24 protein-coding genes are annotated in these 23,114 nt (G+C 62.7%); 11 read left to right on the forward strand and 13 right to left on the reverse strand.

All coding sequences use genetic code 11. The annotated features are described in order from the left end of the window. Positions 1-75: 75 nt before the first annotated feature. Complete coding sequence (locus tag CO664_RS17050; protein ID WP_097539414.1) at positions 76-294, reverse strand: hypothetical protein; 219 nt, start codon at positions 292-294, stop codon at positions 76-78. A gap of 196 nt (positions 295-490) precedes the next feature. Beyond that, the gene (locus CO664_RS17055; protein WP_097539491.1) at positions 491-1,684 is read right to left on the reverse strand and encodes a hypothetical protein; all 1,194 of its coding nucleotides are present in this window, start codon (positions 1,682-1,684) and stop codon (positions 491-493) included. 380 nt (positions 1,685-2,064) lie between these two features. Between CO664_RS17055 and parC the strand changes: the two genes are divergently transcribed. Both parC and CO664_RS17065 read left to right on the forward strand, forming a co-directional pair. Beyond that, positions 2,065-4,341: a DNA topoisomerase IV subunit A gene (parC, locus tag CO664_RS17060; RefSeq protein WP_097539415.1), complete on the forward strand. Its 2,277-nt coding sequence runs from the start codon at positions 2,065-2,067 to the stop codon at positions 4,339-4,341. A gap of 143 nt (positions 4,342-4,484) precedes the next feature. Continuing rightward, entirely contained in the window at positions 4,485-4,808 is a 324-nt protein-coding gene (locus CO664_RS17065) for a metalloregulator ArsR/SmtB family transcription factor (protein ID WP_097526472.1), read from the forward strand. Positions 4,809-4,826: 18 nt separating this feature from the next. Here CO664_RS17065 and CO664_RS17070 read toward each other — a convergent pair whose 3' ends face one another. From CO664_RS17070 to hemB, 4 genes are all read right to left on the reverse strand, one after another. Beyond that, positions 4,827-5,738: a DMT family transporter gene (locus tag CO664_RS17070; protein ID WP_097539416.1), complete on the reverse strand. Its 912-nt coding sequence runs from the start codon at positions 5,736-5,738 to the stop codon at positions 4,827-4,829. Between the two features lie 3 nt (positions 5,739-5,741). Beyond that, complete coding sequence (locus CO664_RS17075) at positions 5,742-6,521, reverse strand: arginyltransferase (RefSeq protein WP_037413957.1); 780 nt, start codon at positions 6,519-6,521, stop codon at positions 5,742-5,744. Positions 6,522-6,697: 176 nt separating this feature from the next. After that, positions 6,698-7,162 (reverse strand): RDD family protein, encoded by a 465-nt coding sequence (locus tag CO664_RS17080; RefSeq protein ID WP_037413959.1) that lies wholly within the window; start codon positions 7,160-7,162, stop codon positions 6,698-6,700. A 77-nt stretch (positions 7,163-7,239) separates the two neighbouring features. Continuing rightward, complete coding sequence (gene hemB / locus CO664_RS17085; RefSeq protein ID WP_097539417.1) at positions 7,240-8,253, reverse strand: porphobilinogen synthase; 1,014 nt, start codon at positions 8,251-8,253, stop codon at positions 7,240-7,242. 182 nt (positions 8,254-8,435) lie between these two features. Between hemB and CO664_RS17090 the strand changes: the two genes are divergently transcribed. The 7 genes from CO664_RS17090 to CO664_RS17120 all read left to right on the forward strand — a co-directional run bounded on the left by CO664_RS17090 (position 8,436) and on the right by CO664_RS17120 (position 14,991). Next, a complete protein-coding gene (locus CO664_RS17090) occupies positions 8,436-8,873 on the forward strand; it encodes a DUF6163 family protein (protein WP_097539418.1) in 438 nt (145 codons plus the stop codon). A 130-nt stretch (positions 8,874-9,003) separates the two neighbouring features. Further along, positions 9,004-9,516 (forward strand): MarR family winged helix-turn-helix transcriptional regulator, encoded by a 513-nt coding sequence (locus tag CO664_RS17095; protein ID WP_097526468.1) that lies wholly within the window; start codon positions 9,004-9,006, stop codon positions 9,514-9,516. A gap of 352 nt (positions 9,517-9,868) precedes the next feature. After that, positions 9,869-11,197 carry a murein L,D-transpeptidase gene (locus tag CO664_RS17100; RefSeq protein ID WP_037413991.1) on the forward strand — a complete coding sequence of 443 codons (1,329 nt, stop codon included), beginning with the start codon at positions 9,869-9,871 and terminating at the stop codon, positions 11,195-11,197. A gap of 184 nt (positions 11,198-11,381) precedes the next feature. Further along, positions 11,382-12,677, forward strand: coding sequence for a serine hydroxymethyltransferase (glyA, locus tag CO664_RS17105; RefSeq protein ID WP_097539419.1), 1,296 nt, complete (start codon positions 11,382-11,384; stop codon positions 12,675-12,677). 12 nt (positions 12,678-12,689) lie between these two features. Then, positions 12,690-13,163, forward strand: coding sequence for a transcriptional regulator NrdR (gene nrdR / locus CO664_RS17110; RefSeq protein ID WP_026612571.1), 474 nt, complete (start codon positions 12,690-12,692; stop codon positions 13,161-13,163). Between the two features lie 17 nt (positions 13,164-13,180). Continuing rightward, on the forward strand, positions 13,181-14,386 hold the full coding sequence (gene ribD / locus CO664_RS17115; RefSeq protein WP_097539420.1) for a bifunctional diaminohydroxyphosphoribosylaminopyrimidine deaminase/5-amino-6-(5-phosphoribosylamino)uracil reductase RibD: 1,206 nt from the start codon (positions 13,181-13,183) through the stop codon (positions 14,384-14,386). Continuing rightward, positions 14,371-14,991 (forward strand): riboflavin synthase, encoded by a 621-nt coding sequence (locus tag CO664_RS17120; RefSeq protein WP_097539421.1) that lies wholly within the window; start codon positions 14,371-14,373, stop codon positions 14,989-14,991. The genes ribD and CO664_RS17120 overlap by 16 nt, the downstream gene beginning before the upstream one ends. 22 nt (positions 14,992-15,013) lie before the next feature. Here CO664_RS17120 and CO664_RS17125 read toward each other — a convergent pair whose 3' ends face one another. From CO664_RS17125 to CO664_RS17155, 7 genes are all read right to left on the reverse strand, one after another. After that, a complete protein-coding gene (locus CO664_RS17125; RefSeq protein WP_097539422.1) occupies positions 15,014-17,227 on the reverse strand; it encodes a xanthine dehydrogenase family protein molybdopterin-binding subunit in 2,214 nt (737 codons plus the stop codon). Then, the gene (locus tag CO664_RS17130) at positions 17,224-18,201 is read right to left on the reverse strand and encodes a xanthine dehydrogenase family protein subunit M (RefSeq protein ID WP_097539423.1); all 978 of its coding nucleotides are present in this window, start codon (positions 18,199-18,201) and stop codon (positions 17,224-17,226) included. Before CO664_RS17130 ends, CO664_RS17125 begins: the two co-directional genes overlap by 4 nt. Positions 18,202-18,203: 2 nt before the next feature. Next, positions 18,204-18,836 (reverse strand): (2Fe-2S)-binding protein, encoded by a 633-nt coding sequence (locus CO664_RS17135; protein ID WP_234820275.1) that lies wholly within the window; start codon positions 18,834-18,836, stop codon positions 18,204-18,206. 207 nt (positions 18,837-19,043) lie between these two features. Beyond that, positions 19,044-19,946, reverse strand: a complete 903-nt coding sequence (locus CO664_RS17140; protein WP_097539424.1) for an AraC family transcriptional regulator — start codon at positions 19,944-19,946, stop codon at positions 19,044-19,046. A gap of 221 nt (positions 19,947-20,167) precedes the next feature. Then, on the reverse strand, positions 20,168-20,518 hold the full coding sequence (locus CO664_RS17145; RefSeq protein WP_097526460.1) for a hypothetical protein: 351 nt from the start codon (positions 20,516-20,518) through the stop codon (positions 20,168-20,170). Positions 20,519-20,836: 318 nt separating this feature from the next. Beyond that, the gene (locus CO664_RS17150) at positions 20,837-21,373 is read right to left on the reverse strand and encodes a GNAT family N-acetyltransferase (RefSeq protein ID WP_097526459.1); all 537 of its coding nucleotides are present in this window, start codon (positions 21,371-21,373) and stop codon (positions 20,837-20,839) included. Positions 21,374-21,375: 2 nt separating this feature from the next. After that, the gene (locus CO664_RS17155; RefSeq protein WP_097539425.1) at positions 21,376-21,924 is read right to left on the reverse strand and encodes a cupin domain-containing protein; all 549 of its coding nucleotides are present in this window, start codon (positions 21,922-21,924) and stop codon (positions 21,376-21,378) included. 246 nt (positions 21,925-22,170) lie between these two features. On the opposite strand from CO664_RS17155, the gene CO664_RS17160 reads away from it, so the two are divergent. Both CO664_RS17160 and nusB read left to right on the forward strand, forming a co-directional pair. After that, entirely contained in the window at positions 22,171-22,632 is a 462-nt protein-coding gene (locus tag CO664_RS17160) for a 6,7-dimethyl-8-ribityllumazine synthase (protein ID WP_097539426.1), read from the forward strand. Then, the gene (gene nusB, locus CO664_RS17165; protein WP_037414021.1) at positions 22,629-23,111 is read left to right on the forward strand and encodes a transcription antitermination factor NusB; all 483 of its coding nucleotides are present in this window, start codon (positions 22,629-22,631) and stop codon (positions 23,109-23,111) included. The genes CO664_RS17160 and nusB overlap by 4 nt, the downstream gene beginning before the upstream one ends. Positions 23,112-23,114: the final 3 nt, after the last annotated feature.

A 23,114-nucleotide genomic window follows, 5' to 3' on the forward strand; every position in this document is an offset into this window, starting at 1 on the left:
TAAGTCAGATACTCACTCGTCCGGCCGTCCGCGGCCGGACCTGACGCCGGCACCTGCGGGCGAAAGCTTCGGCCGTCACTCCTCGTCGACCTCGGGTGTCAGAATGTCGATCAGGGCGGCAACCCGGCCGGCCGGAAGATGCCGGCCCTCTCCGATCAGCGCCTCGTCGTTGTTGACCCAGGCGATCGCTTCGGCAAGCTCGCTCGCGGTCGCGCCCGTCGCCAGAAGTTCGGCCATCAGGGTCTCGTCGACCGGACCGAGTATGGTGGTGATATCCGAATGCTTCAGTCCCATTGCGTCCTCCTTCCGGTTTTCTACGGTCGGGAATGCACAAACTGCCGGCTGTCGAAATAGATAGGCCGGCGCATGCGAGCATCAAGCGTCGCATGATAACATCGATCGCGGCGGCAAAAAAAAGCCCGGCGGGCTCCGCCGGGCTCGAATTCGAAAGCCGTACGCATTGCGTCGGCTTGTGGCGCTTCGGGAAGCGTCAGTCGTTCGCCGTCACCTTGACGCCGAGAACCGAGGGAATGGTGTTCGGCGCGCCCATCGCGGCACCCATGATCATCGGGAACGGCACGGGCTTTTCCGGTTCGGCGCTGATCGTCAGGCTCTTCGGCGCGTCGAGATAGGCGTTGACCGCGGCCGACACCTGGTTCTGCAACTCCGGCAGGTTCAACTGCGCCATCATGATCGGCACAAGGCCCTTCAGCGACTGCGCCATCTGTTCGCCGGTGACGCCCTGCTGGCTGCCGGCATAGTCGAGGGCCTTCTTGGTGATCGAGGCGTCGTCGAAGCGGATCGAGGCGCTGTTGAACGTCAGTTGCTGCATGAGGCCGAGCATGGCAAGGCCCATTGCCTGGTTGGCCTCTTCCTTGTTCGGATTCGCTTGCGCGGCCTTGTTCGCCTCCTGCAGCGACTTCAGGAACTGGAGCGTGTAGCCTGAGAAATCCATGGCGATGTTCAGCCGGCCGACATTCTTGAAGTCGAGGGCATACTCATCGACGGCGAGATTGCCGCTCTCCAGCTCCCAGCTTCCCTTCATCGTCACCTGGCCATCAATCTGCTTCAGTCCGAGCTTCTCGATTGCTTCCTTCGCCTTGGCGTCTTCGACCTCGGAGAGATTAGCGTATAGCCCGGCCATCGTCGCGTCGAAGTCGAAGCCCGCATCGTTTTCCTGCCGGCTGAGATTGCTCTCGATGCTGGCGATCTTGAAGACGTCCTTGCCCTTGACCTTGACCTCTACCGGCCCAGTGCCAAACGACTCATAGAGCAGAATGTCGTCGATCGTGCCGCCGGATGCATTACCGGGAATGGAGAGGCCGCCGATCGCGATATTCTTGACGGAGGCGCTGTCCTCCTTTTCGCTCACATTGACATCCGCGAAGGAAACCGTTTCGGCGTAGTAGCCTCCGTCATCGGTCTCCTCGACGCCTTCGAACGTCACATCGCCTATGTCGACCGTTTCGCCTGGCTGTGCCACGACCTGAAGCTTGACGCCGCTTGCCGTTACGACGTCACCGTCCGCCTCGGCCTTGTCGAAGGCGAGCGAGGTACCGTTCACCTCGAGCGCGGCACTCAGTTTCTTCATCATGTCCGCGCCGTCCAGGGCGAAGGCCGGGCCGGCAAGCGTGAGGAGGGCGGCGCTGGCCATCATCAGGCGGATCTTGCACGTATGCATCATTGCGTTGTTCCTTGTGAGAAATGTTGGACTGCTGGTTGTTTGCAAGGCCTGCTGCGGTGATTTCTGGCGGTCGTCGCGGAGCTCATCGGAAGCGCTGCGCGGCAGACGGAACTGCGACGCTGCCTCCCCGCGCACGAGCTCTTGCATCGATCCCCATCCTCAACCCACCGAATTGCCGTGCGACCCTAATACGAAACCGGGCGAATTTATATCGCCGAGTCGCATGGCGGATGTTCCCCGCGGATCATGCTTTCCGGAAAATTACCTGCGGAAATCCATGGTTGCAACTCGAGGTTTAGGCAAGTGCCTGAGGCGCGTTCTCCACAGCGTGGTGGGCCCCGATTCTTGCCGCGGCGGGCCGGTTGCGGTAGCAAGGAGGCATGGGACAAAGCCTTTTGCCGCCGTCTGGCGGGAACGACAACATTCAGCCGGTTGACCTCAAGGCGGCGCTCGAGGAGCGCTATCTCGCCTACGCACTGTCGACCATCATGCATCGCGCGCTGCCGGATGTCCGCGACGGATTGAAGCCGGTCCATCGCCGTATCATCCACGCGATGAGCGAGATGGGCTTGCGACCCAATTCCTCGTTCAAGAAATGCGCCCGTATCGTCGGCGACGTCATCGGCAAGTTCCACCCGCACGGCGACCAGTCGGTCTATGATGCGCTGGTCAGGCTCGCCCAGGACTTCTCGCAGCGCTATCCGGTCGTCGACGGGCAGGGCAACTTCGGCAATATCGACGGCGACAACGCCGCAGCCTATCGTTACACCGAAGCGAAGATGACCGACGTCGCGGCCCTGCTGCTCGAGGGCATCGACCAGGATGCGGTCGATTTCCGCCCGACCTACAATGAGGAGGATCAGGAGCCGGTCGTCCTTCCCGGCGCCTTTCCGAACCTTCTCGCCAACGGCGCATCGGGCATCGCGGTCGGCATGGCGACATCCATTCCGCCGCACAATGCGCATGAGCTTTGCGATGCGGCCCTCTATCTGATCCGTCATCCGAAGGCGACGGTGGAGGAACTGCTCTTCGATCCGGCCAATCCGCAGCGCGGCGGCATCGAGGGGCCGGATTTTCCGACCGGCGGCATCATCGTCGAAAGCCGCGCCAGCATGCTCGAATCCTACCGCACCGGCCGCGGCGGCTTCCGCGTCCGCGCCCGCTGGAGTGTCGAGGACCTGGGGCGCGGCGGGTATCAGATCGTCGTTACGGAAATTCCCTATCAGGTCCAGAAGTCGCGGCTGATCGAAAAGATCGCCGAGCTCCTGATCGCCCGCAAATTGCCGCTGCTCGAAGACATCCGCGACGAATCGGCGGAGGACGTCCGCGTCGTGCTCGTGCCGAAGAGCCGCTCCGTCGATGCCAATATCCTGATGGAATCGCTGTTCAAGCTGACCGAGCTCGAAAGCCGCATTCCGCTCAACATGAACGTGCTGTCGATGGGCCGCGTTCCGCGCGTCATGGCGGTGAACGAGGTGCTGAGCGAATGGCTGGCACATCGCCGCGAGGTGTTGCAGCGGCGTTCCCGCCATCGGCTTGCCGCGATCGACCGGCGGCTCGAGATCCTCGGCGGCTATCTCGTCGCCTATCTCAACATCGACGAGGTGATCCGGATCATCCGCGAGGAGGATGAACCGAAGGCGGTGATGATCGAGCGTTTCTCGCTGACCGATGTCCAGGCCGAAGCAATCCTCAACATGCGTCTGCGCTCGCTGCGCAAGCTCGAGGAGTTCGAGATCCGCACCGAATTCGACGCGCTGTCGAAGGAGAAGGGGGAAATCGAGGGGCTGCTCGCTTCCGATGACAAGCAGTGGCAGGCGGTCGCCTGGGAGATCGGCGAGGTGAAGAAGAAGTTCGCCAAGGCGACCGAGCTCGGCAAGCGCCGCAGCACTTTCGCGGACGCGCCCGACGCGGACGTGGAAGCTATCCAGCAGGCGATGATCGAGAAGGAACCGATCACCGTGGTCATCTCGGAAAAGGGCTGGATCCGCGCGCTCAAGGGGCACATCTCCGACACGTCTGCGCTGCAGTTCAAGGACGGCGATGCCCTGAAGGTGGCGTTTCCGGCCCAGACGACCGACAAGATCCTCGTCTTCACCACCGGCGGCAAGGTCTATACGCTTGGCGGCGACAAATTGCCGGGCGGCCGCGGCCATGGCGAGCCGCTGCGCATCATGGTCGATATGGAAAACGACCAGGACGTGCTGACGGCTCTGGTCCACGATCCGGCCCGCAAGCTTGTCGTCTCGTCCGCCGCCGGCAACGGCTTCGTCGTCATCGAAAGCGACATCGTTGCCAATACCCGCAAAGGCAAGCAGGTGATGAACGTCGTGATGCCGGACGAGGCAAAGCTCGTCGTCCCGGTCAAGGGCGATCACGTTGCCGTCGTCGGCGACAACCGCAAGATGCTGGTCTTCCCGCTGGTGCAGATACCCGAAATGGCCCGCGGCAAGGGCGTGCGCCTGCAGCGCTACAAGGACGGCGGCATTTCCGATATCCGCTGCTTCACCATGGCCGAGGGGCTGTCCTGGGAAGACAGCGCCGGCCGTGTCTTCACGAAGAGCAAGGACGAGTTGATGGAGTGGCAGGGCGACCGCGCCGGCGCCGGACGCGTCGTGCCGAAGGGCTTCCCGCGGAGTGGCCGGTTCAGCGGCTGATTGCCGGACCTGGTCAGTGGATCGTTCGTTCGGCAGCTTGGTTATCCACAGTTTCAGGTCTTTTCCACCAGCCGCTGCAACTCTTTGCTGTTTCCTTAAATCGGCCGCGATTTGCCCAATGATGCGCCGGAGAGAGGAATGCGATGATCTCGGCCCTTGACGATACCTTGTTGGCACTTGCCGATCCCACACGCCGCCGCATATTCGAAGTCCTGTTTGCCGGTGAAAGCTCCGTTGCGGACGTGGCCAGTGCGGTCGGCGCCGAACAGGACGAGCTGTCGAATCATGTGGTGATTCTGGAGGAGGCGGGGCTGATTACCCGCCGGCGCCAGGACAACGGAGAGTTTATCGCCGCCGATCCAACCCCTTTGGAGGTCGCGGCGGAATGGATCAACACCAATCGCGAACTCTGGGCGATGCGCTCGCAGATCGAGGACACGGGTTCCGCTCCCGTCAGTCCGCAGTGACCGGACGGCAGATCGACGTCACCCGGTGAACGGCAATTCAGCACAGGGAATCTGAGCCTTTGCCGCCTTGCTGCGCATCTGCCAGAGTGAATGGCCGAGCAAAGCGAGTATCAGGATGGCGCCGCCGACGAGCGTTTGGAACGTGGGCATCTCGGAAAAGACGATCCACACCCAGATTGGCGCTAGAATCGTCTCGAGCAGGTAGAACATCCCGACTTCCGGTGCCGAGAGATAACGCGGCCCGGTCGCCAGGCAGAAGAAGGCGACGGGAATCATCACCAGACCGTTGAAGAGAATGTAGCCGGGCGCGGCGATCGCGATTCCGCTCGCCGGCAAAAGCGTGAGCGCCGCGAGCGCCGGGAAGATCGCCGTCGTCAGCGGCACCAGCGCCATGTCCCTGCCATCGGCGCGGCTGATGGTGATGGCACTCGCCAACAGGAAGGCAGAGCAGGCGGCCATGGCGTCGCCGAACAGGTGCCCGCTCTCAAGTCCGTCCTGCACGATCACCCCGACGCCGAGCAGCATGATCGCCATCGTCAGCAATGTGGCGTTGGATGGCCGCTCCTTTAGGAAGATCCAGGAAAGGATTGCCGCGAACATCGAAGTGAAGGCGAGGATGAAGACGACGTTTGCCGTCGATGTGTTGAACACCGCGAGCAGGAAGGTGAAGGAATTGATGCCGTAGAAAAGGCCGGCGATCAGCCCGGCCTTGCCGGGGATCAAGGCAATGTGGCGGCCCAGGATGCGATTGATGAAGAACCAGGCGGCGATCGCCACCGCAAAGGTCGACAGGCTGCGCACGGCGAGAACCGACCATACTTCGCCGTCTGCGGAACGGATCAGCGGGATGTCGAAGGAAAGCGCAAGGCCGCCGAGGCCGGTGATGGCAAGGCCGCGTCGGTGCCGCGCGGCGTCAGAGGAGGGGGTCAATTCTTAATCCGTGGCGGTTTCGGGGAGGTCTTGTCCGCCAGCATAGCGCTCCCAACCGCGGGCCATAAGGTGCTCCTGCGGCAAAAACTTTGTTTTATACCCCATCTTGCGGGAGCCCTTGACCCAATATCCGAGGTAGACGTGCGGAAGGCCGCGTTCCTTCGCCCGGCGGATATGGTCGAGAATCATGAAGGTTCCGAGCGAACGGTTTGCGAGACCGGGGTCGAAGAAGGAATAAACCATCGACAGCCCATCGCCCATCCGGTCGGTGAGCGCCGTGGCGATCAGCGGACCTTTGGCCTTCTCGCTGATGCCGTCGCCCTCGGACCGCAACCGGTATTCGATGATTTTCGTGTGTACATGGGTGTCCTCGACCATCATCGCGTAGTCGAGCACCGACATGTCCGACATGCCGCCCCTCTGGTGCCGGCAATCGAGATAGCGGCGGAAGAGGTTGTATTGCTCGCTCGATGGCTCGGCAGGGTACTCGGTCGAGACCACGTCGTGATTGGCGGCGAGCACCCGGCGCATGGAGCGGGTGGGCATGAACTCGTTGGCTAGGATGCGGACCGAGATGCAGGCGCGACAGGTTTCGCAGGCCGGGCGGTAGGCGATGTTCTGCGAGCGGCGGAAACCGCCCTGGGTCAGAAGATCATTCAGCTCGGGTGCGCGCTCGCCCACCATGTGCGTGAAGACTTTCCGTTCCATCTCGTTGGGCAGGTAGGGACAGGCTGCCGGCGCGGTCAGATAGAATTGCGGAGACTGTGTGGTCTGCGTGTTCATCGAGCGCGGGGATCACTCTTCGCGAGGTTACTCTGCAATAGGATGGCCGAAGAATGAAAAACGTCAACACACGCGTTCGGCGAGGAACGAGCAAGTGCCCACAATTTCTGGGGACGTCGATTCGGCTCTGCCTGAATTCAATTCGACGTTGAAACGGTGTTCTCGGCCCGCCACCGTCAATACATGTCTCGGCGGACGCCGACGGTGCCGATCAGAAGGTCGTGCAGCAATCGGCCGCGATCCGTGAACAATCCGATCAGCAGGACGAGCGGCGTCAACAGCGCATTGGCGATCCAAAAGATCGCGAGATGTACGATTGCGGTCAGGAAATCCATCGGCCGGCCGTCCGTCCGGGCGATCGCAACGCCCATGATCCGCATGCCGAGCGATGCCTGCTCGCGGCCGCCGACCGTCAACCCGAAATACAGCATCGCCACCAGCGCGAAGAGCACCGGATAGAGGAAGAATCCGAGGCCGAGCGTCAGGATGCCCAAAAAGAAGACGACGACCGCAGCCGGGATCCACAGGAGCGCGACAATCAGATAGTCGACAATGAAGGCGAACACCCGGCGCGACAGGACACCCTGGTAAGCGCGCCAGTCCTGGCTCGGAAGTCGGAGTTCCTGGTTATGCATGCTCATGTCAGCCTCGCATCGTTTCGCTCACATATGGGGACCGTATTCGACAAAACAATGCGTCTGTCGTGCGAACCGGCCGCTCATCGCTTTGCCAGGATCCTTGCCACTTCGACGGCGAAATAGCTGAGAATGCCGTCGCAGCCGGCGCGCTTGAAGGCAAGCAGCGTCTCGAGCATGATGCGCTCGCCGTCGATCCATCCATTCGCCGCCGCCGCCTTGATCTGCGCGTATTCGCCCGAGACCTGGTAGGCGAAGACCGGCAAGCCGAAGGCTTCCTTCATCCGCCAGCAGATGTCGAGATAGGGCAGACCGGGCTTCACCATCAGCATGTCGGCGCCTTCCTCGACGTCGAGCGCGGCGTCGCGGATCGCTTCGGTGCCGTTGGCCGGATCGATGTAATAGGTCTTCTTGTCGCCCTTCAGCAGCCCGCCGGTGCCGATCGCCTCGCGATAGGGGCCATAGAAGGCGGAGGCGAATTTCGTCGCATAGGACATGATGCCGACATTCTGGTGGCCTGCCGCATCAAGCGCCTCGCGGATGGCGCCGACCCGTCCGTCCATCATTTCGGAAGGTGCGATGATGTCGGAGCCGGCATCCGCCTGCATTACTGCCGCGCGCGCCACCGCTTCCACCGTCTCGTCATTGACGATCTCGCCGCCGCGCAGGATGCCGTCGTGACCGTGGCTGGTGAAAGGATCAAGCGCCACATCGGTGATGACGCCGATATTCGGAACGGCGCTCCTGATCGCCCGCGTCGCCTGGTTGATCAGGTTGTCGGGGGCAAGGCTGTTCGAACCGGTTTCGTTGCGGAGCGCCATCTCGATGTTCGGGAAGGTGGCGACGGCGGGAATTCCGAGATCGGCCGCCTCCTTCACCGCCTCGACGGCCTTGTCGACGCTCATGCGGTTGACGCCGGGCATCGCGTCGATCGGCTGAACGATGCCGCTGCCCGGCACGATGAAGATCGGCCAGATCAGGTCGTCCACGGTCAAGCGGTTCTCCTGCACTAGGCGGCGCGTCCAGTCCGCCTTGCGGTTGCGGCGCATGCGACGGTGTCCAGTGATCCTGTCCACAAGATTTGTCCTGTCGTTCATCGCGCCCGCTTCCTTCTTCTTTCACTGCGTTGGTCGAAGGCGGTTTATCATGCGCCCCGGTCGATTGAAAACGGCGTTGCGGGAGGACGGCTGCGGCATTTCCTCCCGCGAGTGAGCCGCTCGGGGCGGACTCTCCTGCTTTGCGCTGGTGGATTGCCGGCACTCGGCCTATCTTGCCGGCCATGCTTCACGATTCTGCTCATGTGCCGAAGCCATCGCTCACCGAAGTGCTGTTCGGCTGGTTCCTGCGACTGGTCTCGGCCTCCTGCTTCTGGTTTGCGCTGAACTACTGGGCGATGCTGATCGGCTTTTCCCACGGCGGCGCCGGGCGTTTCGATTTGCTGGCGCCAGAGTGGCGCGCCGCCGCGACCGCGCTTGCCGTCCTTTATCCGGTCGCTGCCATCGGGCTTTGGTTGCTCGTCTCCTGGGGACCGGTTATCTGGGTGCTCGCGGCGACCATCGAGGTAGCCATGCTCGAATTCTATCCAGGCATGCTCGGGGCCCGTCCGCTGCTCCTCTTGCTCCACGGGGCGGTCGCGGCGACCTTCATTCTTTTCCGTGCGGCGCTCTTCTGGCAGCGCCTGCGCCAGGCGCGGCAGGTAAGGGTTGATTCACCCTGAGACAGGCTCCGCGGATGGTAAGTACATGTTAAGGCTGCGGTTTAAGTAGAATTTTATACGTATTCGATAGGGTCTCACTCAAGGCGGGAAGACAAAGAAACACCGCCAAACGAAACAGTGAGGCACGAAAATGAACACCAAGATGAAGCCGCAGGTAGCTGCACCACGGGACCCGCAGGAAGAGACGATCCGTGGTCTCTACATGGAATCCCTTCACCTCGTCGAGCGTCTGCATCGCCGTCTGCTCGACGTCATCAAGGACGAGTTCGACCGGCAGGGCCGCAGCGACGTCAACGCCGTCCAGGCGCTGCTGCTGTTCAACATCGGCAACTCCGAACTGACCGCCGGCGAGCTTCGTTCGCGTGGTTACTATCTCGGTTCCAACGTATCCTACAACGTCAAGAAGCTCGTCGATCTTGGCCTCATCAACCATCAGCGCTCCCGCATCGACCGCCGCTCGGTGCGCATCAGCCTGACGGAAGACGGCCAGGAGATTGCCGAAACCGTTGCCAAGCTCTACGAGCGCCATATCGGTTCTATCCACAAGGTCGGCGGCATCGGTTCTGATGAGTTCACTCAGATGAACAAGCTCCTGCAGCGCCTCGATCGCTTCTGGAACGACAGCATCATGTATCGCCTGTAACTGCAGGCATAACAACCTCCAGTTTCAAGGGTCGGGCGCAATCCCTGCGTGTCCGATCCTTGCCGACTTTTCCCGGCCGAATTGTCGTAGCAAAGCCTGCCCGCAGGTCGCCCGGCAGTGCCGAGACACGAATTGGCCATATTGCTATGACAGCGACGCTTAAGATGCGGCAGGTGCGCAATGGCGTTTATCGCGGCGATTCGTTTTCGTCCGACCTGCTGGAATGGCTCTCGCTCGCACGATCGTGAAAGCAATTTGAGGGCCGGGGTGGCACGCGGGTTTACGTTTGTTAACCACGTTTGTGCTAGGGCTCGGGCAGCGCGCGCTTCAGCGCCTTGAGATGGTAGGGACTATGTCGAAAAAGAACGGAATTGATGCTCTCTCGCGCCGCGCGTTTCTGCGTTCGGCCGCTACGATCGGTGCCGCCGCATGGGCAGGCTCCGCGAGTGCCCAGGACGCCCTGGGCGAGCTCATCAATTCGCCGCGCCGCGGCTCCTGGGACGACCAGTTTGACGCCAAGGCCTCGCGCACCGCGACGGCAGTCCTCTCCAACACGCCGGTTTTCGGCCCCCAGACCATCGGCCATGTGCAGCAGGCCATCTTCGACTATCAGCAGATCGTTGCCGCCGGCGGTTGGCCCCAGGTTCCGCAGACCGGGGTAAAGCTGGAGCTCGGCGTCACCGATCCCTCCGTGCAGCAGCTGCGTCAGCGCCTGATGATCTCCGGCGACCTGCCGCAGTCCGCCGGGATTTCCTCCTCCTTCGACTCCTATGTCGACGGCGCGGTCAAGCGCTTCCAGGCACGCCACGGCCTGCCGGCGGATGGCGTGATCGGCGAATATACGTTCAAGGCCCTGAACGTCGACGCCGCGACGCGGCTGGCCCAGCTCGAGACCAACCTCGTGCGACTTCAGTCGATGTCGGGCGATCTCGGTCGGCGCTATGTCATGGTCAACATTCCCGCCGCCTATATCGAGGCGGTCGAGAACGGTCGCGTCGTGCTGCGTCATGCTGCGGTCGTCGGCAAGATCGACCGACAATCGCCGATCCTCAATTCGAAGATCTACGAGGTTATCCTCAATCCCTATTGGACCGCGCCGAGATCGATCGTCCAGAAGGACATCATGCCATTGATGCGCAAGGACCCGACCTATCTCGAGCGCAACGCCATCCGCCTCTTCGACGGCAGCGGCAACGAGGTGTCTCCTGAAACCGTCGACTGGAATGCGGAGAAGGCGCCGAACCTGATGTTCCGTCAGGACCCGGGCAAGATCAACGCCATGTCCTCGACCAAGATCAATTTCCACAACGAGCATTCGGTCTACATGCACGACACGCCGCAGCAGGGCCTGTTCAACAAGCTGATGCGCTTCGAATCGTCGGGCTGCGTGCGCGTGCAGAATGTCCGCGACCTCTCCACCTGGCTGCTCAAGGAAACGCCCGGCTGGTCGCGCCAGCAGATCGAGGCGACCATCAAGTCGGGCGTCAACACGCCGATCAAGCTTGCCGAAGAGGTGCCGGTCTATTTCACCTACATCACCGCCTGGTCGGCAAAGGACCGTGTCGTCCAGTTCCGCGACGATATCTACCAGCGCGACGGCGCGGCGGAGCTCGCCCTCCAGACGACGACCGGAGTCGAGCAATCGCCGGGCCCGATCGACGCCGACGCCCTGCCGCAATAAGCAAAGTCCCGCGTTCAATTGCAAAGGCCGCGCATCTCCAGGATGCGCGGCCTTTTGCATGATTGGCGCCAGCGGTGTTTGGGCGCGGCGGATCGTGGAAATGACGCAAACCGCACAGCGGATATTGCTCTCGGCGTGCGAGGAAGCTAAAGGAACAGCCACCCTTGAGAGGAGCCGCGAGCCCATGCTTCCACAGACCAATGACGCCTTCTTCACCCGCTCTCTCGCCGATAGCGATCCGGAAATCTTCGGTGCGATCGAGAAGGAGCTGGGCCGCCAGCGCCATGAGATTGAGCTGATTGCCTCCGAGAACATCGTGTCGCGCGCCGTGCTCGAGGCGCAGGGCTCGATCATGACCAACAAATATGCCGAGGGCTATCCGGGCAAGCGCTATTACGGCGGCTGCCAATATGTCGACATCGCCGAGGAATTGGCGATCGATCGTGCCAAGAAGCTGTTCGGCGTCAATTTCGCCAACGTACAGCCCAATTCCGGTTCACAGATGAACCAGGCGGTGTTCCTGGCGCTCCTGCAGCCGGGCGATACCTTCATGGGCCTCGACCTCAACTCCGGCGGTCACCTGACCCATGGTTCGCCCGTCAACATGTCGGGCAAGTGGTTCAATGTCGTTTCCTATGGCGTCCGCGAAGACGATCACCTGCTCGACATGGACGACGTCGCCGAGAAGGCCCGCCAGCACAAGCCGAAGCTGATCATCGCCGGCGGCACCGCCTATTCGCGCATCTGGGACTGGAAGCGCTTCCGCGAGATCGCCGACGAAATCGGCGCCTGGCTGATGGTCGACATGGCGCACATCGCCGGCCTCGTCGCCGGCGGCCAGCATCCTTCGCCGTTCCCGCACTGCCACGTCGCGACGACCACGACGCACAAGTCGCTGCGCGGCCCCCGTGGCGGCATGATCCTCACCAATGACGAGGACATCGCCAAGAAGATCAACTCGGCCGTCTTCCCGGGCCTGCAGGGCGGTCCGCTGATGCATGTGATTGCCGCCAAGGCCGTTGCGTTCGGCGAGGCGCTGCAGCCTTCCTTCAAGGACTATGCGGCTCAGATCGTCAAGAATGCGCGTACGCTCGCCGAAACGCTGAAGGCCAATGGCCTCGACATCGTTTCCGGCGGCACCGATAACCACCTGATGCTCGTCGACCTGCGCAAGAAGAATGCCACGGGCAAGCGTGCCGAGGCGGCGCTCGGTCGCGGCTACATCACCTGCAACAAGAACGGCATCCCCTTCGACCCGGAAAAGCCCTTCGTCACCTCGGGCGTTCGCCTCGGCGCGCCGGCCGGCACGACGCGCGGCTTCAAGGAGGCGGAATTCAAGGAAATCGGCGAATTGATCGTCGAAGTGCTTGACGGCCTCAAGGCCGCAAACTCCGACGAGGGCAATGCCGCCGTCGAAGCCGCCGTCCGCGAAAAGGTGGTGAAGCTTACCGACCGCTTCCCGATGTACGGCTACATGTGATCGGAAGGTTGCATGCGCTGCCCCTATTGCGGTTCTGAAGACAGCCAGGTGAAGGATTCCCGTCCGGCCGAGGACGGGAACGCCATTCGCCGCCGCCGCATCTGCCCGGACTGCGGCGGCCGGTTCACGACCTTCGAGCGGGTGCAGCTGCGTGAGCTGATGATCATCAAGAAGACCGGTCGGAAGGTGCCTTTCGACCGGGACAAGCTGTTGCGATCCTTCGAGATCGCGCTGCGCAAGCGCCCGGTCGATCGCGATCGTATCGAGCGGGCGGTATCCGGCATCGTCCGCCGTCTCGAAAGCTCCGGCGAGACCGAGATTCCCTCGGAAGAAATCGGTCTCCAGGTGCTCGAGGCCCTGAAGAGCCTCGACGACGTCGCCTTCGTGCGATACGCATCCGTCTATCGGGATTTCTCCCACGCCGAGGATTTCGAAAAGGTCATTGCCGAGATCAGCGCCAAGATCGCGCGCGATCCGAGCGAGTAGCTCTGGCGGAGAAGCGCATGGGCGGGCCGACGCGTGAGGACGAGAGATTCATGGCGGCGGCGCTGCGCCTCGCCCGTCGCAATCTTGGTCTGACCTCCACAAATCCTTCCGTCGCTTGCCTTGTCGTCAAGGACGGAACGATCGTCGGGCGGGCCGTGACGGCGGCGGGCGGACGCCCGCATGCCGAGACGCAAGCACTCGCCGATGCCGGCGAGCAGGCGAGGGGGGCGACCGCCTATGTCACCCTCGAGCCCTGTTCGCATCACGGCAGGACGCCGCCCTGCGCCGATGCGCTGATTGCCTCGGGCGTTGCTCGCGTTGTCGTCTGCCTTGTCGATCCCGACGAGCGGGTCGCCGGCCGCGGGGGGGTGATGCTGCGCGACGCCGGCATCGATGTCGACATCGGCGTTCTCCATGAGCAAGGCGAGCGCGTCCTCGAGGCCTACCTCCTGCGCCAGCGCATGAAACGCCCATATGTGACTCTGAAGCTTGCAGTTTCTGCCGACGGCATGATCGGCCGAAAGGGCGAAGGGCAGGTCAGGATCACCGGTTCGGTCTCGCGCGCCCAGGTCCAGGTATTACGAGCCGAGACCGATGCGATCCTCGTCGGGGTCGGCACGGCAAATGCCGACGATCCGGAACTCACGGTTCGGTTGCCCGGGCTTGAAGAGCGCTCGCCAGTGCGGATCGTCCTTGATCGCCGTCTCGATCTGCCGTTGAACTCCAAGCTCGTGCGCTCGGCGCGGCAAGTTCCACTGATCATCGTCGCAGGTGACGCCGGCCTTCCTTCTCCCCGCGAGCGCGGAGAAGGTGCCCCAAGGGCGGATGAGGGGCAGGTCGAACTTGCTCCATTGCCCCTGACCCCGGCCCCGTTCGCGGGGAGAGGGGGTGATACGGCCATCCGCCGCGCGGCTCTCGAAGCCGCGGGCGTGGAGGTGCTGAACGCCGATACCGTCTCCGATCTGTTGACCGCCCTTGCCTCGCGCGGCATTTCCTCGCTTCTGGTGGAAGGCGGGGCGCGGGCGGCGCGGCAATTTCTCGATGCGGATCTCGTCGATCGCATCCTGCTCTATTCGGGTCCGTCGGCCATTGGCGAAGGCGGCATTCGATCCCCATTTGATCGGACGACCGTACCCGCGGGGTTCTCGCTCAAGCGCAGCGCCCGTTACGGCGATGATATTTTCGACGATTACGAAAGAGATACCGCATGTTCACAGGCATAATCACCGATATCGGTACGGTGGCGAAGATCACGGCGCTCAATGAGGGCCTCAAGCTTCGCGTCGCCACCAATTATGATCCGAAGACGATCGACATGGGCGCCTCGATCGCCCATGCCGGCGTGTGCCTGACGGTGACGGCACTGCCGGAGACCGGCAGCAACGAGCGCTGGTTCGAGGTCGAGGCCTGGGAGGAGGCCCTGAGACTGACGACCATTTCCGGCTGGCAGGAGGGGACGCGTATCAATCTCGAGCGCTCGCTGAAGATTGGCGACGAGCTCGGCGGGCATATCGTCTCCGGCCATGTGGACGGCCAGGCGGAAATCCTCGCCGTCGAGGCGGAGGGCGATGCGGTGCGCTTCCGGCTCCGGGCACCGGAACATCTCGCCCGCTTCGTCGCGCCAAAAGGGTCGGTGGCGCTCGACGGGACGTCGCTGACGGTCAATCGGGTCGATGGCGCCGAGTTCGACGTGCTGTTGATCCGCCATTCGCTCGAGGTCACCACCTGGGGTGAACGCCAGGCCGGCGATTTCGTCAATTTCGAGGTCGATACGATGGCGCGCTATGCGGCCCGGCTTGCCGAGTTTCCCGCTCCGAAGGGGGAATGATGGTCGACTGGCGGAGTCTGATCTAAGGGGTCAGCACGTCCTCTATTCGGATCGGCAGGGTGCGCACGCGCTTGCCGGTCGCGTGGAAGACCGCATTGGCAATCGCCGGGGCCATGCCGACGAGCGCGATCTCGCCAAGCCCTTTGACGCCGAGCGGATTGACGTGCGGGTCGAGTTCTTCGACGAAATGCGCCTCCAGCTTCGGGATATCCAGATTTACGGGCACGAGATAGTCGGCCATGTGGGCGTTGACCGGGCGCCCGTCGCGCGGATCGAGGACGGTTCGCTCCATCAGCGCCATGCCGATGCCGCCGATCATGCCGCCGGTGCACTGGCTTGCTGCGAGGCGCGGATTGACGACGCGGCCGATACCGTATGCGCCGACCGCGCGGCGCACGCGGATTGTCCCGACGTCCGGATCGACGGCGACCTCGACAAACACGGCTCCGAAGGAATGCATCGAATAGCGTTCGGCAACGTCCGGATCACGCTGCACAGACGCCTCCACCTCGATCGGGGTCCCGAGGCTCGACACGACATCTCCATAGGACTGGCCGGGCGACGGGTCGCCACGGCGACGCAGCCGGCCTCCGGTCCATTCGATCGCATCGAGCGCCGCTCCGAAGACCGGCAGGCGCTGGTCGGCAACAGCCTGTTGTGCAGCCTTCTCCTGCACCGCGATACAGGCGGCGCGGATTGCCGAGCCGACAGAGGCCATGGTCCATGAGCCTCCATGGGAGGGAGCAGGCGGATAGTCAGAGCGGCCGAGGCTGAAGCGCACCTGTTCCACCGGCAGGCCGAGCGTTTCGGCGGCGACCTGTGTCATCGACGTATAGGTCCCGGGACCCATGTCGCTCGCCGCGACGGCGACTTCGGCAGTGCCGTCGGGGAGCAGGCGCACGCGTGCGCTGGACGGCGCGTGGTAAGCCGGATAGGTGGCCGAGGCCACCCCCATTCCGATCAGGAGGCGGCCGTCGCGCATGGAGCGCGGCTCCGGAGTTCGGCGTGACCAGCCGAAGTGGCCCGCGGCCAGGTCGTAACACTTCATCAGCGAACGGCTGGAGAAGGGCTTGTTCTCGCTCTCGTCGATCTCAGGTTCGTTTCGCCGCCGCAGTTCGATGGGATCGAGCCCGAGGCTGTAGGACAACTCATCCAACGCACATTCGAGCGCAAAGATGCCGCTCGCCTCGCCCGGTCCACGCATATGGTTTGGCGTGCTGATGTCGAGCTGCTGCAGTCTGTACCGCGTACGCACGTTCCGGCAGGAATACATGTAGCCGCTGGCGCTGGTGAGCGCCTCGGTGAACTGTTCGTAGCGGCTGGTTTCGCCAGCGCCTTCATGGATGAGGCTTGTCAGCCTGCCGTCCGCGTTTGCGCCGATTGCGATCCGCTGAAGGGTGCGCGGGCGGTGACCGGTGGTGAAGAACATCTGCTTGCGCGTCAGCACGAGCTTGATGGCCCGCCCGGTCTGCCGCGCGGCCATGGCAGCAAGCGTTACATGCGGCCATGTCCTGAGGCTCGTGCCGAAGGCGCCGCCGATGAAAGGACAGACCACCTGCACGTTTTCGGGAGGAATGCCGAATATTGCCGCGATCTCCGCCTGTTCATTAACGACGAACTGGCTCTTGCTCCAAAGCGTCAGACGATCGCCGCTCCAGGCAGCGATCGTCGCATGCGGCTCCATCGGGTTGTGGTTCTCCCGTGCGATGTCATAGGTTTCGTCGACCTTTACGGGTGCGCTGGCCAGCATCGCGTCGGCGTTGCCGCGTGAAGTGTCCGCGTGTCCCGCTGCCGGGGCGATCGCTTCCACTGTCGGGTCCGCGGGATCGACGATCGGCCGCTCCGCTTCGTACGCGAGCTTCAACGATGAGGCTGCCCGTTCGGCCCGGTCGAGCGTGTCGGCAACGACGATCGCCACGGGTTGACCGTAAAAGCGTACGCGGTCGTCCTGCAGCACATGCAGCCGCTCGCCGACAGCCGGGTCGATGTAGCTCTTATGCTCGCCATAGGGCAGGCGTGGTGCGTTCCGATGCGTGATCACCGCAATGACGCCGGGCATGGACTCCACCATGGCGCTGTCGACACCGGCGATGCGGCCAGGGCCGGCAGTGGCGCTGACGATCACCGCATAGACCTGGCCCGGCTGATTGAAATCCGCGGCGTAGCGCGCATCCCCGGTGACCTTGGCGCGTCCGTCCACTCGCGGCAGCGGTTTTCCGATGACGCTCGTTGTCATGCGACTTCTCCTGCCAATTCAAGTGCCCGGACGATCGTCCGCGGCAAGAGCTCCATCTTATAGTGGTTGTCTCTCAGCGGCCGGCCCTCTCGCACCGCCAACTGGGCGGCCGCCTCGAACGCCTGGCGCTGTGGCGGCTTACCCGCCAGCGCCTCCTCCACGGCGCGCATGCGCCACGGCCGTGTCCCCACGCCGCCGGTGGCAATCCGCGCTTGACGGATCTGGCCGCTCTCAGTGTCCAGTGCGACCGCTGCCGAGACGAGCGCGAATTCGTACGAAGCCCGATCGCGCACTTTCAGATAGCGCGCGCGACGGCTATAGGCGCCCGCTGGGACCTGCACGTCAATGATGAGTTCGCCGGGCAGCAAAGTGTGTTCGAGATGCGGCGCGTCGCCCGGTAGACGGAAGAGGTCCTCCACCGGAAAACTGCGCTCCCCCTGCGGACCAAGGACCCGCATCGTTGCATCGAGAGCGACAAGAGCGACCGCGAGGTCGGAAGGATGCGTTGCAATGCAGTGATCGCTCGTGCCGAGAATGGCGTGGCCGGCATGGAGACCGTCGATTGCCGAGCAGCCCGAACCCGGATCGCGCTTGTTGCACGGCGCGTCGAGCATCCGGAAATAGGGACAGCGGACGCGCTGGAGCAAATTGCCGCCGATCGAGGCCATATTCCTGAGTTGCGGCGAGGCGCCCTCGATCAGGCTTTCGGCGATGAGCGGCTGCCGGGCTTGCACCTCCGGGTGAGCCGCAACATCAGCCATGCGAGCGAGTGCACCGATGACAAGAATGTCGTTCTCCACACGGATTTCCGCCAGGGGAAGTGCGTTGATATCGATGAGCCGTTCGGGGCGCTCCACCTCCTCGCGCATGAGATCGATGAGGGTCGTGCCGCCGGCGATAAAGCGGGAGCCCGCCGCGGCGGCGGCAATCGCCTGTTCGGCTGTCCTCGCCTTCTCGAGAGTGAAGGGGAACATGGTCAGCTCCTCTCCGCAGCATCCGCTACTGCCGCGACGATGCCGGGGTAGGCGCCGCACCGACAGATATTGCCGCTCATCCAGAACTGGATTTCTTCAGGCGAGCCGGCGTGGCCTTCCGCGATGCAGCCGACGCCCGACATGATCTGGCCGGGTGTGCAGTAGCCGCATTGCAGCCCGTCATGCTCGATGAAAGCTGCCTGCAGCGGATGAAGCTCCTCGCCCCTGGAAAGACCCTCGATTGTTGTGATCTCGGCGCCGTCGTGCATGGCGGCCAGCGTCAGGCAGGAAACGACCCGCCTGCCGTTGAGAAGAACAGTGCAGGCACCACAGGCGCCCTGGTTGCAGCCCTTCTTCGTTCCGGTCAGGTCAAGAGTTTCCCGCAGGACATCAAGCAGCGACTGACGAGGATCGAGCTCAAGTTCTCGTGCATCGCCATTGACGACCAAACGGACCCGCTCGAGTGCATTGCCGGTTTGGCCTGGGAGAGGAGCGGGCTGGGCGGCGACAGTGGGAATCGTCGCGAGCGAAGCGGCGCCTCCGGCCATTTGCAGCACCGCCCGGCGCGATACGATGGCCGGGAAGGGAGGCGAAGCTGCTTCTGCATTGGTTGATGGTGGCTGCCGATTGATCATCAGATTCTCCTGAGAATGCCGTGAAACGGCTGCGATCCTATGAACATGCAGGTCTGAACCGCGATCCCCGCGGCTTCGGATGAAAAAGCTATTCGTTTCCTTGACGCCCGCCAGTGATCGGAGTGCTGTTTCTTGCACGAGAGTGCTGTCTCCGAGCCGTGCGAAGTACCGCCCCGATAGCAGCACATAAGCCAGAGGCTCGATTTGCTACGCGAGACGCAGGCGGCGCCAATGGCTTGGCGTTACATTCATGGCTTTGACAAAACTGCGGGTGAGATGACTTTGATCCGTAAAGCCACAGCGACTTGCGATCTGCTCGATCGGCAACTCTGAATTGCCGAGGAGTTCCTGTGCGCGTTCTATGCGTCGGCCGAGCAGCCACTGCAGAGGAGACGATCCTGTCGTGGCCTTGAAGGCGCGGGCGAAATGACTGCGCGAGAGCCGACAGGCGCGGGCGAGTTCATCAAGGCCGATCTTTCCGTCCAAATGGGCCAGTAACATCTCCTTTGCCCGGCGTTCCTGCCACGGTGCCAGTCCTCCTATCGGACGCGCGACGGCAGGATTCTCTGCATAGTGGGTGGTGAGGTGCGTGAGCAGCGCCAAAGCGATGTAATCGACGAAAAGGCGGCTCGTCGTCTCTGGGCGCTCGAATGCAGGTGCAAGGCATGCTCCGAGATGTCTGATGACGTTATCGCTAAAGGCCACGCCGTTGGCCGTTCTAAGCTCGCCCACCGACTTCATATCGTGCTCGTGTTCGAACTGCCGGATCGCTGCACGCGGCGCGTACATTGAGACGCAGTCCACGGTGCCACGCGTTACGGAGGCATGCTCCTCGTTCAGATCGAGAAAGAGAAACTGCCCTCGATTTAGCGGCATCATGGACACCGGCTTTCCGTTTACCCAATAGGGGATTGCGGGCAGTTCGCGCCGCTGAAGACAAAGCAGGTAGCCGTTGCTGGTTTCCATTCGGACAGGCGCTGCGGCCTCGGAGCCGTCCCAACAGTGTCGGCTGCCGGAGATTTCTGCCAACTGTAAATAACGAGTGGTGAGAGTAGGAGGCTGATCCAGCCCCACGAACCTGCCCAAGCGCTGCCCAAGCTTTCCACTCATTGGCGCTCCCCTCTCAGCAGTCGAGCTGCTGGCGAACTATACTCTGCCCGCTGCACAATTGGAAAGTGTCTGGAAAAATCCAACGGCAGGGGTAAGAGGTCAAGCTTCGCACTGGCGTCGTGAATGATCCCGGGTCGAAAAACGACCCGGGATCATTCACAGAGCCGGGCCACAGGCAAGAACCGGACATGCTTGCCTAGCCTGCTCTGTCGGGTGCTCGCTTAGCGTACGTAGATCGTCAGGCCGCCGTCGGCGGCTTCCTCGGCGCCGGCGATGTTGTTCATCTCGACATTTTGCGCCTTCAGCTTGGTCGCCAGCGGCTTGTTGGCTTCGACTGCGGCAAACAGGGCGGCCCGTTGCTGCGCCGATGCCTCATCGATCCACATTCGGGTCTGGCTTTCCTGCTTCAAAGTGTCGATATCGATGATCCTGACATTGTCGCCCTTGAAGGCGCGAACGCTTTGGTCGATGTGGCTCGGCCAGTTCATCTTGGCGTCGGTGGCATAGGTGATGCCGCCGAAGCTCAATGTGGAGAGGGCGGCGATGACGGAAAAAGTCGCAAAGCGGTTCATTGTCACGCTCCTTTGGTTCGCGGCTGCTGCCCGGACCGGCAATCGAACGCATGACCCGTTGCGATTGCCGAGCCGTCCTGACGAGCTCCGCATGGCCAGCACAAGCCGTTTGCGGGTGGGACCATCCGCAGCGAAGGGGTGCTGGACTGTTTCGACTGGTTGAGGCGGCGTTTGCCCTTTTGCTCTCGGGTGCCGCGCCGTGCCAACGGTTAGGAAACTGGGCCGGAATGTGGCCGTTTCCATGACGTAAGTCGCTGAAAAATCATTAAAAATTTTTCATGTTCGCCGAGTTGAGGAGGCCGGCGAAGAAGTGGGCTTTCAGACCGTGCCCGTCCACCGCCGTTCGAACATGAGCATCGACCTGCCGTGATAGGTCGTCCGCCAGAATTCCCTGAAGCCGTGCTTGAGCGCGACCCGGATCGAGGCCTCGTTGCCGGGCTCAATGATGCAGGTCTTTCTGAGGGCGGGGAACTCTCGGTCGCCCCAGGCCAGCGCGGCGGAGACGGCCTCCGACGCAAGGCCGCGGCCATGGCTCTTTGGAGAAAGCGCCCAGCCCATCTCCATCGTTCCCTCGAGCGACGGTGTGATCTGGCGGTGGGGGTCATGGAAGCCGGCCTCACCGATAAAGGCACCGCTCTCCTTATCCTGGAGGGCGAAGAAGCCGAAGCCGAAATAGTGCCACATGCCGACCTGACGCAAGAAGCGCGTCCAGGACTGTTCACGCGTGTAGGGAACGCCGCCCGCGTAGCGTGTCACCTCCTCGTCTGAAAAGAGCGCGTTGTAGGAAGGAAAGTCGTCCCGACGGTAGGGACGCAGAAGAAGCCGCTCGGTCTCGATCACGGGCACACGATGCATTTTCACTCCGGTTTGGCTGATGGGGGAAATGGTATCGGATCTTGAACCTGAGCCCCGGGCTCCCCGTCCCAGTAGTCGACAACGAAATGCGGGCGGCCGATAAAGTCGAACGAAGCCTCGCCCGTGCCGGGCCGCCGGGTTCTCGCCAGGAACTTGCCTGAATCGGGATATTCGCAGATTTCCGTCGCCGCCATCGTGGAGATCGACAGATATTTGAGCGGCAGCGTCCCGGTATTGATCAGGTGATGGGCCGTTTCGGGGCCGCCGGCCGGTGCGCCAAGCACGTCGCCGGGCCCGACGGCAAAGCGTTCCGTTCCGAAGCGGTATGTGCCTTCTCCCTCGAGAATGACGAACAGTTCTTCCTCGACATGATGGTTGTGAAAGGGGCAGCCGGATTTGCCGGGCGGTACCTCGCCATAGCTGATGCCGAGCTCCTTCAGGCCGAGAAGCGCGCCGAAGGAAGCGTCGCGCGATTCGAAGAAGGAGCCGCGGCGCCAATGGTCGAGGGCGAGCTCCTTGAGGCTGACCATCGGTTTTCTGTCTTCCGTCATGGCTCTCCTCCCGGCCGCGGCGGCCTTCCGCAGCATGAACAGCTTCACCTTGTAGAATCGGCCGCAATATACTTGAGGTTTTAAGGCTAGTATATGTCGGAACTGTCATCGGGATAGTCCAAAGAGGAACATGGCGCGGCAAATGGCCTCCTGATAGAGGAATTTGCTTGCCATTCTGTGCAGGCCGTGGTTTGACCGCCGCCTGCGCCGGCCAAGGCCGGCCGATATTTTCAAGACAGGTGATCCATGGCGAAGACCAAGCCCGTCCGCATCCTGATTGTGGAAGCGCGCTTCTATGACGATATGGCGGATGCAATGCTCGACGGAGCGAAACATGCGCTCGACGCAGCCGGTGCGGCCTATGACATCGTCACGGTCCCGGGGGCGCTGGAAATCCCCGCGGCCATCGCCATGGCGCTCGACGGCGCCGACGAAGGCGGCACCGAATACGACGGTTTCGTCGCGCTCGGCATGGTGATCCGCGGAGAAACCTATCATTTCGACATCGTCGCCAACGAGTCGGCGCGCGCCTTGATGGATCTTGCGGTCAGCGAGAGCCTCGCGCTCGGCAATGGCATTCTGACGGTGGAGAATGAGGAGCAGGCCTGGGCGCGGGCCCGCCGGTCGGAAGGCGACAAGGGCGGCTTTGCGGCGCGCGCCGCGCTTACCATGATCGAACTGAAAAACAAGCTGAGTGCAGAACAGTGACGAACACACCCCCGGATCAGCCGCTGAAGCAGGTCAACCAGCGCGGCGCGGCGCGTCTTGCGGCCGTTCAGGCGCTTTACCAGATGGAAGTCGGCGGAACCGGCGTGCTCGAGATCGTTGCCGAGTTCGAGGCGCATCGCCTCGGCCAGGAACTTGACGGCGAGACCTACCTGAAGGCGGACGCCTCCTGGTTCCGCGCGATCGTCTCCGGCGTCGTGCGCGACCAGCGCAAGCTCGACCCATTGATCGGATCGGCCCTTCAGGACGATTGGGCACTGTCGCGGCTCGATTCCACCGTCCGCGCCATCCTGCGCGCCGGCACCTTCGAATTGCTGGAGCGCAAGGACGTGCCGGTGCCGGTGATCGTCACCGAATATGTCGAGATCGCCAAGGCCTTCTTCGAGGACGAGGAGCCGAAGCTCGTCAATGCCGTTCTCGACAGGATCGCCAAGCAGATCCGCGGCGAGCGGCGGAAATAGCCC

The organism is Sinorhizobium sp. NG07B (genome assembly GCF_002532005.1).
Lineage (GTDB): Bacteria > Pseudomonadota > Alphaproteobacteria > Rhizobiales > Rhizobiaceae > Sinorhizobium > Sinorhizobium fredii_C.